This is a genomic window from Enterobacteriaceae bacterium Kacie_13 (genome assembly GCA_013457415.1).
Taxonomy (GTDB): Bacteria; Pseudomonadota; Gammaproteobacteria; order Enterobacterales; family Enterobacteriaceae; genus Rahnella.
Genome location: CP045665.1, coordinates 2,517,293 through 2,530,836, shown reverse-complemented (window position 1 = coordinate 2,530,836; position 13,544 = coordinate 2,517,293). Strand labels below are relative to the sequence as shown.

8 protein-coding genes are annotated in these 13,544 nt (G+C 56.2%); 6 read left to right on the top strand and 2 right to left on the bottom strand.

Annotated features, from left to right (window positions below):
* Nucleotides 1–34: 34 nt before the first annotated feature.
* The 5 genes from GE278_11470 to GE278_11450 are packed head-to-tail and all read left to right on the top strand — an operon-like array spanning nt 35 to nt 4,721.
* Nucleotides 35–955: an ABC transporter permease subunit gene (locus GE278_11470; GenBank protein QLK61348.1), complete on the top strand. Its 921-nt coding sequence runs from the start codon at nt 35–37 to the stop codon at nt 953–955.
* Between the two features lie 9 nt (nt 956–964).
* The gene (locus tag GE278_11465; GenBank protein ID QLK61347.1) at nt 965–1,876 is read left to right on the top strand and encodes an ABC transporter permease subunit; all 912 of its coding nucleotides are present in this window, start codon (nt 965–967) and stop codon (nt 1,874–1,876) included.
* Between the two features lie 33 nt (nt 1,877–1,909).
* Nucleotides 1,910–2,995, top strand: coding sequence for a S58 family peptidase (locus GE278_11460; GenBank protein ID QLK61346.1), 1,086 nt, complete (start codon nt 1,910–1,912; stop codon nt 2,993–2,995).
* A complete protein-coding gene (locus GE278_11455) occupies nt 2,992–3,813 on the top strand; it encodes an aminopeptidase (protein ID QLK61345.1) in 822 nt (273 codons plus the stop codon). Before GE278_11460 ends, GE278_11455 begins: the two co-directional genes overlap by 4 nt.
* Before the next feature lie 8 nt (nt 3,814–3,821).
* On the top strand, nt 3,822–4,721 hold the full coding sequence (locus GE278_11450; GenBank protein QLK61344.1) for a LysR family transcriptional regulator: 900 nt from the start codon (nt 3,822–3,824) through the stop codon (nt 4,719–4,721).
* Between the two features lie 484 nt (nt 4,722–5,205).
* On the opposite strand, the gene phoA is transcribed toward GE278_11450, so the two are convergent.
* Both phoA and putA read right to left on the bottom strand, forming a co-directional pair.
* Nucleotides 5,206–6,630, bottom strand: coding sequence for an alkaline phosphatase (phoA, locus tag GE278_11445; GenBank protein ID QLK61343.1), 1,425 nt, complete (start codon nt 6,628–6,630; stop codon nt 5,206–5,208).
* An 806-nt stretch (nt 6,631–7,436) separates the two neighbouring features.
* Entirely contained in the window at nt 7,437–11,411 is a 3,975-nt protein-coding gene (putA, locus tag GE278_11440; protein ID QLK61342.1) for a trifunctional transcriptional regulator/proline dehydrogenase/L-glutamate gamma-semialdehyde dehydrogenase, read from the bottom strand.
* A 534-nt stretch (nt 11,412–11,945) separates the two neighbouring features.
* On the opposite strand from putA, the gene putP reads away from it, so the two are divergent.
* Nucleotides 11,946–13,430: a sodium/proline symporter PutP gene (putP, locus tag GE278_11435; GenBank protein ID QLK61341.1), complete on the top strand. Its 1,485-nt coding sequence runs from the start codon at nt 11,946–11,948 to the stop codon at nt 13,428–13,430.
* The last annotated feature ends 114 nt before the right edge of the window (nt 13,431–13,544 follow it).

The window sequence follows — 13,544 nt, the reverse complement described above, 5'->3', positions numbered from 1 at the left end:
CCGCACCTGTCATGAAGATACGGGAAACACATTTATGCTGACCTATTTTATTCGCCGCATACTGGAGATGATCCCGGTTTTACTGGTGGTGTCTTTGCTGGTGTTTGGTTTTATCAAGCTGCTGCCGGGTGACCCTGCGCGTATTTACGCCGGACAGGATGCGCCGATTGAGGCGGTTGAGTCAGCACGGGAACTGCTTGGCCTCAACGATCCGCTGCCTGCGCAGTACTGGCACTGGCTCAATGGGATGGTGCATGGCGATTTGGGGACGACCTATCGCACCCGTCAGCCGGTATCCGATGTGATCGAAAGCGGATTTATGCCGACGCTTTTGTTAGCACTGGCGGGGTTCGCCTGGTCGGTGGTGCTGGGGCTGATAATTGGCGTGGTGTCGGCGCTTAAACGCGGCAAATGGCAGGACTGGACGCTGATGAGCATGGCAGTCGGCGGGATATCCATGCCGCCTTTCTGGCTCGGACTGCTGCTGATCCAGTTTGTCGCCATGCCGTTCGGGCTGTTTGCGGTCAGCGGATTTAATCAGCCCACCGACATTATTTTGCCGGCGATCACCCTCGGTTCCTCGGTGGCGGCGGTAATGGCGCGCTTTACCCGCTCGGCATTTCTCGACGTCGCGCAGGAAGATTATGTGCGCACCGCCAAAGCCAAAGGACTCCGTTCGCGGCGGGTAACGTGGAAACACATCATGCGCAACGCACTTATCCCGATCATCACCATGCTTGGTCTGCAGTTTGGTTTCCTGCTCGGCGGTTCGATTATCGTCGAAAGCGTATTCAGCTGGCCGGGTCTGGGCTGGCTGCTGATCGAGTCGATCAAGACGCAGGATCAGCCGGTGATTCAGGCGCTGGTGATGTTATTCGTGTTTGAATTTATTCTGATTAATCTGCTGGTTGACGTGCTGTACGCCGTCGTCAATCCCGCTATCCGCCTGCGCTAGGAGCTGCATATGACCGATCCCGTCTCTGGGCTGAGTGAAACCCAACCGGCTGCGGTTGCCGCGCATAACGACGATATCCGTTCGCCGTGGTATGACTTTTTTCAGACATTTTTACGCCATCCGATGGCGCTGGTTTCCGGCGGATTTATTTTGCTGCTGGTTCTGGTGGCAGTATTCGCGCCGTGGCTGGCACCTTACGACCCGATGACGCCGGACTGGATGGCGCTCGGCGTCGGCCCGACGGCGCAACACTGGTTCGGTACCGATGATTTAGGCCGTGACGTGCTCAGCCGCATCATTTTTGGCGCCCGGATTTCACTGTATGTCGGCATTTTTTCGGTGACGCTCGGTATGGTCGCCGGTGTGCTGCTCGGCCTGCTGGCGGGCTACTACGGTAAATGGCTGGATATGCTGATCATGCGCGGCTCCGACGTGTTATTCGCGTTTCCCGGCATGTTGCTGGCAATTGCGGTGGTGGCTATTCTCGGCCCTGGCCTCAACAACGTGATTATTGCCGTCGCGGTGTTCAGCGTGCCGGTCTTCGCCCGTATCGTGCGCGCCGCGACGCTTTCCATTAAACAAAGTGCCTACGTGGAAGCTGTACGCTGCGTCGGTGCTCCAGACCGTGTGGTGATTTTGCGCCACATCCTGCCGGGCACGTTGTCGAACGTGATTGTCTATTTCACCATGCGCATTGGCACCAGTATTCTGACCGCTGCCAGCCTGAGCTTTATTGGTCTTGGCCCGGAGCCGGACGTCCCGGAGTGGGGGAATATTCTGGCGATGAGCCGTAATATGATGATGGCCGGAAAATGGAACGTCAGCGTTTTCCCAGGACTGGCGATATTCCTCACGGTTTTAGCATTTAATTTACTCGGTGACGCGCTGCGCGACACGTTGGATCCTAAACTGAAGAAATAGCCCCCTGACATAACCCGCTGAAATGGAAGAGTGATGCATTCGCAATACCCTGAACATGATGAATTTATGCAGCAGGCGCTGGTGGCGCTGCTGCAACGCTGGCGTACGACGCGTCAGATCTTTCGCCCTCGCTTTCCGTGCGGGGCGACTAACTCGATAACGGACGTCGCCGGTGTTACCGTCGGCCACAGCACGCTGGCAGCGGGAGATGTGCAGACCGGCGTCACTGCGATTGTGCCGCCCGGCGATAATCTTTATCAGCATCCTTTACCGTGCGGCGTCGCGGTGCTTAACGGTTTTGCCAAGCCGATGGGGCTGATTCAGGTGATGGAACTGGGCGAGCTGCAAACCCCGATTCTGCTCAGTAACACCTTCGCTACCGGCGCGTTGTTCAATGCCATGATAAAACGCAGTTGTCGCCAGTTTCCGCAGATTGGTCGCCCCGATGCAACCATTAACCCGCTAATCCTCGAATGTAACGACTTCTGGCTCAACGATATTCAGGCCATGGCGGTGAGTGAAGATGATGCGCTCACTGCACTGGACGGCGCGACAAAAACCTTCGCCCGTGGCAGCGTGGGAGCAGGGCGCGGTATGAGCAGCTTTGGCCTGAAGGGTGGCATCGGCACGGCGTCGCGCTGGTGTGAAGAACTCGATACCACGCTCGGTATTCTGGTGCTGGCGAACTTCGGTAAACTGTCTGAACTGACGCTCGACGGTGTCCGCGCCGGAGACGCCATTGCCAACAGATTGCCGCAGCTTGCGCCACAGGTCGATGCCGGTTCAGTCATCATCATCATGGCCTGCGACCGGTATCTCGACAGCCGCCAGCTTGGGCGCATTGCCAAACGCGCCGGTGCCGGACTTGGGCGTCTGGGCAGTTACTGGGGACACGGTTCCGGCGATATCGCGCTGGCATTCTCCACGCAGCGTGACGGTGTCACGTTAACCGATGATAAACTTGAGCCATTACTGGCGCTGGCTGCCGACGCTGCCGAGCACGCGGTCATCGACGCCATGCTCAGCGCCGAAACCGTTTGCGGTTTCGACGGACATTTCCGGCTGGGGCTGAGTGAAGTCCTCGACAGCCTCGCCAATATAAAAGGGAACCCATCATGAAAGTTTTTATCTCTGCTGACATCGAAGGTATTGCGGGCGTAATGCGCCCGGAGCAGTGCAGCCCCGGCAATGCTGACTACGACGCGGCGCGGGCATTAATGGAAGAGGAAGTGAACGCGGCGATAGACGGTGCGTTTGCCGGTGGCGCCATGGAAGTGACCGTGGCAGACAGCCACGCGATGATGCAAAACCTGCGCGCCGATAAAATCGACCCGCGTGCCCGTCTGGTGCAGGGGAAACCGCGCGGTCTCTCGATGGTTGAAGGTTTGCAACAACAGCAGTACGACGGTCTGATGTTCGTCGGTTTCCACACCGCAGCCGGTGAACATGGTGTACTGGCGCACACCATCAATGGCCGCGCCTTTTATCGCGTGAAACTCAACGGCAACGTGGTCGGCGAAAGCGATTTGTACGCCGCCGCCGGTGCTGAACTGAATGTCCCGCTATGGCTGGTGACCGGTGACGATCATCTCGAAACCTGGATCCGCCGTCATTATCCTGAATCTCAGTACGTCTGCGTCAAACGTGCGATTTCCGCCAACGCCGCCGAGTCCGACAGCCCGGCGATTGCCCGCGCGAAAATCCGCAAACAGGCGACGCTGGCGGTCAGCAAGCCCGCGCCGCTTACCGCCGGGAGATTCAGCCCGCCGTATCATCTCGAACTGATGACCGCCCGGCCAGTGCTGGCCGATTTGTTCTGCCTGATCCCCGGTGTCGAGCGGCTCGATGCGGTCACTGTCGGCTATCACAGCCCGAACGTGGCGAACATCATTAGCTTGCTGAGTGCGTTTTCGTATCTGGCGACGACTCAGAAATAAGGCAACGCATGCGTTTACGTCATATCGAAGTGTTTCAGGCGGTTTTGCAGGCGGGCAGCGTCAGCGGCGCGGCGCGTTTGCTCAATGTATCGCAGCCGAACGTCAGCCGTGTTCTGAATCACGCTGAGCAGCAGCTGGGATTTACGCTGTTTGACCGCACCCCGCAGGGCTTAATCGTGACCCCGGAAGGGCGCAGACTGATGCCGGAAGTTGAGGCATTATTTAGCCATATTCAGGCGATTGGTGCGCTGGCTGAGCAGTTGCGGCAGGGCGAAGGCCAGCATGTGCGCATCGGTTCCGCGCACGCGCTGGGTCACAGCGTGATGGCGCCGGTACTGGTCGATTTCCGCCGTCAGACGCCGGGCGGCAGCGTCGAACTGGTCACAGGGCACTTCAACACGCTGAGTCAGGATTTACTGCAATACAAAATGGATTTCGCGCTGGCTTTTGGCGAACCCGCGACGCAGGAGCTGGTTTCGGAGTCGATCTATCAGGGCAATATGGTCGCGTTGTTACCGAAAGACTCCCCGGTAGAAGGGCCGGTGTCGCTGGCATGGTTATGTGAAAACGATCTGATGATGCTGCAACAGCAGGATCCGCTTGGTCTGGTGCTTAACCGCGTCCTGCGGGAAAACGGCCTGACGCCGCAGTCTTCGTTGCATATCAAAACCTATTCCGTCATCGCCGACATGGTTCTGGCCGGCGGCGGTGTCGGCGTGGTGGATACGTTTACCGCCCAACGGTATGTGGATCAGCTAAAGATTTGCGAAGTGGTGGAGCCGTTACCCTTTGAGGTAATCCTCCTCAACCGTCGCGACCAGCCGGTATCTCAGGCGGCGCTGAAGCTTAAGCAGCTGATAAGAAGGAAATTATGGGAACTGGGGGAGGGGAATAGGGGGCGGGTTTAAAATTCACTTCAACTTCAACTTCAACTTCAACTTCAACTTCAAGACCTTGGGTTGCCACCCAAACCGGCCTTAAGAGGCGCCTATCGCCGCGCCTCTTAAGAATCTCCGGCTCTTTAAAATACGTGCCATGCATCCCGGCTGTGTTTCAGAAATTCCTCCTATTGCCGCAAAATCCCGCCGCTGCGCGGTGCCCTTCGGTCGGGTTACAACCCGCGCAAACAGACGCGCGGTTTTCCACCTCTCCCTCCAGCGTGATTTTTGAATGCAGCCACGGCTTTTTAGGTCACAACTTCACCCGCTCCGATCATTTCAAAAAAACTTGTTAAAATTACTCAGGTTTTTTCTTTTAAAATGGTGGGATTTTGCGCCACACGCGGGAGTCACAGAACATGTCCATCGACCCAGCGATAGCGCGTGTTTAAAAAAGCGGGGAGGGATCCAAAGGAGGGAAAGCACTTCCCTCCTTTGGGGCGGTTTCGGCAAATTATTCGATCCCCATTGCCCCTTTCATCGTAAAGAAGAGATCAGTCTGATCTGTCAGACCCACCACATTTGCCGCGTGTGGCCCAAACGCTGCGATCCGCAGTTGGGTTCCGGTGTGCCCCTGCGAGTCATCCTCGGAGTTTCCGTAGCTGATGGTCATGGGTGCGCCATCTTTTGTGGTCAGCGTCTGCGTCAGGCCGGGGGCTTTAGAATCGGTTTCGATGATCTGGCTGGAATGCGCGTGGTCGGCGGTCACGATCACCAGCGTGTTGCCGTCCTTGCGGGCGAACTCCAGCGCTTTCTGTACGGCTTCATCCAGGTCGACCGTTTCACCGAACTGTCCGCACGGATTGGCGGCGTGATCCTGCTTATCAATTGACGCGCCTTCTACCTGCAGGAAGAAGCCTTTTTCATTGGTTTTCAGCAGGTCGATGGCTTTTTCGGTCATAGCGGCCAGCGTAGGAATATCCGCCGTGCGCTGTGGGTTGGCTTCGCAGGTGACGGCAGGTTTATCAATGTTGCCGTGATAAGAGGCTTTCGGACCCTGCCAGCGCACCGGCATGTTACCTTCCGAGAACAGGCCCAGAACTGGTTTTTGCTGACCGGCCTGAGTGATGGCAGTGAGCTGCTCTGCATTCTCGATCCACTGATAACCCTGCGCCAGTGCCTGCTCTTTCAGGGATTTACCCTGGAACTCGCCGCTTTTTGCCAGCTGGCTGAATGATTTCCTGCCGCCGCCGAGCGTGACATCGGCGCGGGCCTGCAACAGCTGCTCAGTGATCGAACCACGTCCGCCGTTTTCCAGCGCATTGGTGGCACATTTCTCAGAGGTTTCTTCCGGACCATAGCATTTGCGGGATGTGACATGCGCGATTTGCGCGGCGGGCGTTGCATCCTGTAATTCTGCGGTAGAGACGTTGCCGGTTGCTTTCCCTGCCGCTTTAGCGATCTCGAGGATCGTCTGGTGATCTTTACCGTTCACATCCACGCCGATGGCGCCGTTATAGCTTTTTACGCCGGTGGTCCAGGCGGTGGCAGAGGCGGCAGAATCAGTGACGTAGTTAGGTTTTTGCGTCTTCTTATCAAGAGAATAGTGTGTGTACTGGCCGGTTAGCGGCAGGGCATCTATGCCTTTGAAATAGCCGCCTGCGCCTTCAGCATAATTTCGCGCGGAGGTAATTTCTGAATCACCCATACCGTCTCCTATCAGCAGGATCACGTTTTTAACAGTTTTGTCAGAGAGTGATGCTTTTAGCGCGGCTGTCTGGTCACTGCTCAGACGGCGCGCGCCACCTTGCTCGGTCAGTACACCTTTGGCACCACGGTCAGACAAGGCGTTATCCTCAGCGGCAAATGAACCGGCAGAAGCGGAAAGCAGCAAAGCGGCAGCGATGGCACGGGCGAGCAGAGATACAGGTTGTTGCATTGTCAAAACTCCTTTTGATGAATCGTCAGAAATAAAAACACACAGTTTGAGTTATTTTGTTACTGGGAGGGTAAATCAGGAGGATGAAGGATTTATGACAAAGGGATTTGCGCGCGGGGCGCGAATGGGGAGATTTAAAAATCAGCCTCAATCTCAAGATCAAGACCAAGACCAAGACCTTGGGCTCGCCGCCCAAACCGGCCCAAAGGACGCGTAAACGCGCGCCCTCTGGACTCCCGCGTTTTTTAAAACACGTGCCATGCAGACCGGCTCTGTTTCAGCAGCTGCCGTTATTGCCGCAAAATCCCGCCGCTGCGCGGTTCCCTCCGGTCGGGTTACAACCCGCGCAAAAAAACGCGCGGTTTTCCACCTCTCCCTGCAGCGTGATTTTTGAACGCGGCTAAAGCTTTTTAGGTCACAACTTCACCCACTCGGATCATTCCAAAAAACACTTAATTTGGTTTTGAAAAAAGGTGAGATGGCGCGATCAAAAATCCTGCTGAACGGAGCGGCCTGAAGACCAGAGGCTTCAGGACCGAGAGAAGGCACCGCGTAGCGGCTGGATTTTGCGCCACACGCGGGAGTCACAGAACATGTCCATCGACCCGGCGATAGCGCGTGTTTAAAAAAGCGGGGAGGAATCCAAAGGAGGGAAAGCACTTCCCTCCTTTGGGCGGTTTCGGCACTGCGAGTTAAGTGATCACTGTAACTGAGAAACCGAAATACTCTCGATCCGCGTTAAGCGGAACCCAATGGCAATTGAGAAACCGAAATACTCTCGATCCGCGTTAAGCGGAACCCCACCATCACCCTATGGTCATCAAACTCGCATTTCCCCCTGCTGCTGCAGTATTTACACTTAAAGAGCGCTCATGAAGCAGGCGTTCCAGCAAGATATTGTCTTCGCCACGGGCGAAGCCCTGCACGGAAACAATCGGGCCGGGGCGGTTGGCGATAAGCTGACAGAGTTCACGCAACTGATCGGCGTCGCCGTGATAAATCACCGCATCAAAGACCTGCGTATCGTTTTGCCAGTCTTTAGCGAAGTCCACACGATCCTGCACGGCTTTCGGCAACTGATTGAACAATTCGCGCTGCAACGGAGCTTCCGGCCACAGAATGCGGCAACCTGTGGCAGTGACGGCGGCGAGCTGAATCAGCGCATCGTCCTGATTGTCCGCTAATGCCAGTACGCGTTCGCGCGGCAGGAGTGCGTAGGTATTGCGCTCGCCGGTTGGCCCCGGCAGGGTGCGCAGGGTGCCGCCCTGACTGCTTTCAGCGAAGCGCTTACAGACCGCAATGAAAGCCTCACTTTGCTTGTGCCCGGTCGCCCATTGTTGCAGGGCGCGGTGCGGTGCCAGCAAAGTTTCACGCACGGAGGTATCCAGCGGCAGTTCGCGATCCTGACGCAGCAGGGTCTGCTGCACGGCGAATTGCGGACGGCTGCTCAGAAGGCGGTACAGATATAGCGGACCGCCTGCTTTCGGACCGGTGCCGGAGAGACCTTCGCCGCCAAATGGTTGTACACCGACCACTGCGCCGACCATGTTGCGGTTCACGTACATGTTGCCGACGTGCGCCTGTTGCGTAACGCGGTGAATGGTTTCGTCGATGCGGGTGTGTATACCCAGCGTCAGGCCATAACCAGCAGCATTAATCTGACCGATCAGCTTATCCAGATCCTGACGTGCATAGCGCACTACATGCAGCACCGGGCCGAAAATTTCTTTCTTCATTTCGTCGAAGCTGTCGAGTTCGATTAGCGTCGGTTTGACGAACGTCCCGCGCACCCATTCGCTCTGGTCGGCTGCGAAAGTTTGTGTTGCCTGATACACCGTGCGGCCTTTGGCACGCATAGCGTCGATGTGTTTCTCGATACCTTCTTTGGCCTCGCTGTCAATGACCGGACCGATGTCCGTCGACAGTCGCTCCGGGTTGCCCATCCGACATTCAGCCATCGCGCCGCGCAGCATCTGCAAGGTGTGGTCGGCGACGTCATCCTGAATACACAGCACGCGCAGGGCGGAACAACGCTGACCCGCGCTGTCGAACGCTGAGGCTACCACGTCCATCACAACCTGTTCGGTCAGGGCGGAAGAATCGACGATCATCGCGTTGAGACCGCCGGTTTCGGCGATAAGTGGCGTCGGACGTCCCTGCGGATCCAGTCTGCCAGCGATGTTACGTTGCAAAATACCCGCCACGTCAGTCGAACCGGTGAACAGCACGCCACGAATGCGTTCGTCATTTACCAGCTGCGAGCCGACGGTTTCACCTTTACCCGGCAGAAGTTGCAGCACACCAGCCGGAACACCGGCTTCATGCAGAATACCAACGGCCAATGCGGCGATAAGCGGCGTTTGTTCCGCCGGTTTCGCCAGCACGCTGTTACCAGCAGCCAGTGCCGCCGCAATCTGACCAGTGAAGATCGCCAGTGGGAAGTTCCACGGGCTGATGCACACCACCGGCCCGAGCGGACGGTGGGTATCATTGGTGAAATCTTCACGGATCTGCCCGGCGTAGTAATGCAGGAAATCGACCGCTTCGCGCACTTCAGCGATGGCGTTATTAAAGGTTTTTCCGGCTTCGCGTACCAGCACGCCAAGCAGACTTTGCAACTGGGCTTCCATCAATTCTGCTGCGCGTTGCAAGATTGCGGCACGCTCTTCGGGAGGCGTCGCAAACCAGATGGCACCGGCAGCGGCGGAGGCATCCAGCGCACGGCTGATTTCCGCTTCTGTCGCTTCGCGCACATGGCCTACGATGTCGGTATTTTCAGACGGGTTGATGACCGGCAGGAAGTCGCCGTCGTCCATGGGCGCATCAATCATCGGCTGTGCGGTGATCGGATGGCTGGCGCTTTGCAACAGGGCGCTGGAAAGGGAGGCCAGGCGATGCTCACTGGACATGTCCAGACCCGCGGAATTTACGCGTTTGGCGCCATACAGATTACGCGGCAGGGCGATGCGCGGATGCGGCAATCCGACCTGTCCTTCGCTTGCCGCGAGTGCTTCAACCGCCAGCACCGGATCGGCAACCAGCTCTGAAATCGGCAGTGTGGCGTCGGCGATGCGGTTAACGAAGGAGGTGTTCGCACCATTTTCCAGCAGACGTCGCACCAGATACGCCAGCAGCGTTTCGTGCGTTCCGACCGGCGCATAGATGCGGCAAGGGCGGTTCAGTTTGCCTTCGGCGATTTTGCCGACCACCTGCTCATACAGCGGTTCACCCATGCCGTGCAGGCACTGGAATTCGTACTGACCGGGATAATAGTTGTTGCCCGCCAGCTGATAAATCGCTGCTACGGTATGGGCATTATGTGTGGCGAACTGCGGATAAATCAGGTTAGGCACCGCCAGCAGTTTGCGGGCGCACGCCAGATAGGAAACATCGGTGTAAACCTTGCGCGTATAGACCGGATAATCTTCCAGCCCTTCGACCTGCGCACGTTTGATCTCGCTGTCCCAGTAAGCGCCTTTCACCAGACGAATCATCAGGCGGCGACGGCTGCGCTGCGCCAGACTGGTCAGGTAATCGATCACCATCGGGCAGCGTTTCTGATACGCCTGAATGACAAAACCGATGCCATTCCAGCCCGCCAGTTCCGGCTCAAAGCAGAGCTTTTCCAGCAGATCGAGGGAGATTTCCAGACGATCGGCTTCTTCGGCATCAATGTTGATGCCGATGTCGTAGCTGCGTGCCAGTAAGGTCAGCGACAGCAGGCGAGGATAAAGTTCTTCCATCACGCGTTCGTACTGCGCACGACTGTAGCGAGGATGGAGGGCAGAAAGCTTGATGGAAATTCCCGGTCCTTCGTAAATACCGCGACCGTTTGAGGCTTTGCCAATGGCATTGATCGCCTGCTGATAAGATTGCAAATACGCCTGCGCATCTTTCTCTGTCAGCGCCGCTTCACCCAGCATGTCGTAGGAATAGCGGAATCCTTTATCTTCGTGCTTGCGGGCGTTGGCCAGCGCTTCGGCAATGGTTTCGCCAGTCACAAATTGCTCGCCCATCAGGCGCATCGCCATATCCACGCCTTTGCGGATCAGCGGTTCCCCGCCTTTACCGATAATGCGGCTTAGCGATTTCGACAGACTCGCTTCGTTGTGCGTTGCCACCAGTTTGCCGGTGAACAACAAGCCCCAGGTTGCAGCGTTGACGAACAGTGAGGGGCTGCGGCCAAGATGAGAATGCCAGTTGCCGTTGCTGATTTTGTCGCGGATTAACGCATCGCGCGTAGGTTTGTCGGGAATACGCAGCAGCGCTTCGGCCAGACACATCAGCGCCACGCCTTCCTGCGAGGAAAGTGAGAACTCCTGCAACAGGCTTTGCACCATACCGGCGCGGCCATTTGCACTTTTCTGGTTACGCAGTCTGGTGGCGATGTCGGCGGCGAGCTTCTGCGCGGCGTCATTTAACGGCGCGGGTAAACGAGCCTGTTCAAGCAGCATGGAAACCGCTTCCGGCTCCGGTCGGCGATAGGCGGCGGTGATGGCGGAACGGCTGACAGATTGTGGCTGAATTTGCTCGGCGAAATCGAGGAAAGGCTGATGTGATTCCTGCCCCAGCGGCGCGGCGGTTTCGTCAGCACTTTCAGGCGCAGTGCCGTTCATTGCCGGAATTTCCGGCAGCGAATCACCACTTTCCAGTCGTTCCAGATAGGAAAATATTGCCTGTTTGATTAGCCAGTGAGGCGTGCGGTCAATCTGCTGTGCCGCCACTTTCAACCGGTCGCGTGTGCTTTCATCCAGCTTCACGCCCATCGTCGTCATACCCATGCGCAAACACTCCATATAAAAGATTCAGGTGATTTCATTATGTTTATGGCAAGCAATATCTTCTATGTTGCAACCTTGTGCAACCCTGTTAATGCAGGAAGTGTGCCTGATGTGATTTGGCTGGCATTTTTAACATCTGAATAACCGCAATTGCATCAGTGTAAATTGCTTTTTGCCTTATTCACTGTGGTTGTGGTGGGTACAACCTTTGAGTTTGCAACGTGCAACCTTGCGACAGGATAAGTGTGATGCGGCGTAAACTTTGTGTATCTAAATTGTTAAAACTCTTGAAATCAACTTTTCGCTAAACCAGTATCCGCCCGACAAGAAATTTGAATAAAAGCCCTATTAACCGCCTGTATAAAGAAAAAATATGGAGAGTCATGCTGCATCCTTCGCGGGTTTCAGCCATCATCTCGCCCCGGCATGATTTTGACCCTCTTTTAAGAGTGAGGCGTCAGGACAGACAGGTGCCGGCCTGCATGAAAATGCATCGCTAATCAGTAAAACTAATAACAAGAAGTGGAGACGGACATGACAATGAACACACCGATGCTGGTGACGTTTTGTGTTTATATTTTCGGGATGATTTTGATCGGCCTCATCGCGTATTTACGGACCAAAAACTTTGATGACTACATTCTGGGCGGTCGTAGTTTAGGCAGTGTCGTCACTGCGCTTTCCGCCGGGGCTTCTGACATGAGTGGCTGGCTGCTGATGGGTTTACCGGGAGCGATATTCATTTCCGGTATTTCCGAAAGCTGGATCGCCATCGGTCTGACCATCGGCGCGTACCTGAACTGGAAGCTGGTGGCGGGGCGCTTACGCGTTCATACCGAAGCCAACAATAATGCGCTGACTCTGCCGGATTACTTCACCCATCGCTTTGAAGATTCCAGCAAACTGCTGCGTATTATCTCGGCGATCGTGATTCTGGTGTTCTTCACCATTTATTGTGCCTCCGGGATTGTGGCCGGTGCGCGTTTGTTTGAAAGCACCTTCGGCATGACCTACCAGACTGCCCTTTGGGCGGGAGCGGCGGCGACCATCATTTATACTTTTATCGGCGGTTTCCTGGCAGTCAGCTGGACTGACACCGTGCAGGCCAGCCTGATGATTTTTGCGCTGATCCTCACGCCTGTGATAGTCATTCTCGCGGTCGGAGGTATTGATACCTCGATGATGGTGATCAACGCTAAAAACCCTGAATACACCGATATGTTCAAGAACATGAATTTGGTGGCGATCTTGTCGCTGCTGGGCTGGGGGCTGGGCTATTTCGGCCAGCCGCACATTCTGGCGCGTTTCATGGCGGCTGATTCCCATCGCACCATCCGCAGCGCACGCCGGATCAGCATGACGTGGATGATCCTGTGTCTCGCGGGCACCATCGCTGTTGGCTTCTTCGGCATTGCGTACTTCAGCAATAATCCGGGCGAAGCGGGCAACGTGACGCAGAACGGCGAGCGGGTGTTTATCGAGCTGGCGAAGTTGCTGTTCAACCCGTGGATCGCCGGTATCCTGCTGTCGGCAATTCTGGCGGCGGTGATGAGTACTCTGAGCTGTCAGCTGCTGGTGTGTTCCAGCGCAATCACCGAAGATTTGTACAAGGCGTTTCTGCGCAAAGGCGCCAGCCAGCGGGAGCTGGTGTGGATTGGCCGTGCGATGGTACTGGTTGTGGCGCTGGTGGCGATTGCGCTGGCGGCCAATCCTGAAAACCGCGTATTGGGCTTAGTGAGTTATGCGTGGGCAGGCTTTGGTGCGGCATTCGGACCGGTGATCCTGATCTCGGTGATGTGGAAACGCATGACCCGCAACGGCGCGCTGGCGGGTATGATCGTGGGTGCGGCGACGGTGATTTTGTGGAAACAGTACGGCCGGGCCGAACTGTATGAAATTATCCCCGGTTTCCTCTTCGCCTCCGTGGCCATCTGGATTGTCAGCCTGATGGGCAGCAAACCGTCGAAAGCGGTGGAAGAGCGCTTCAACACGGCTGAAGCCGAGTACAAAACGATATAATTTCACCGGAATCCGATGAAATCACTGTAGTTTTAACGGAGCCTCAGGGCTCCGTTTGCAATTCCTTTCCTGCGCATTTTTTTCTCTGAAACAACCGGCAATATTTTTTCGTGC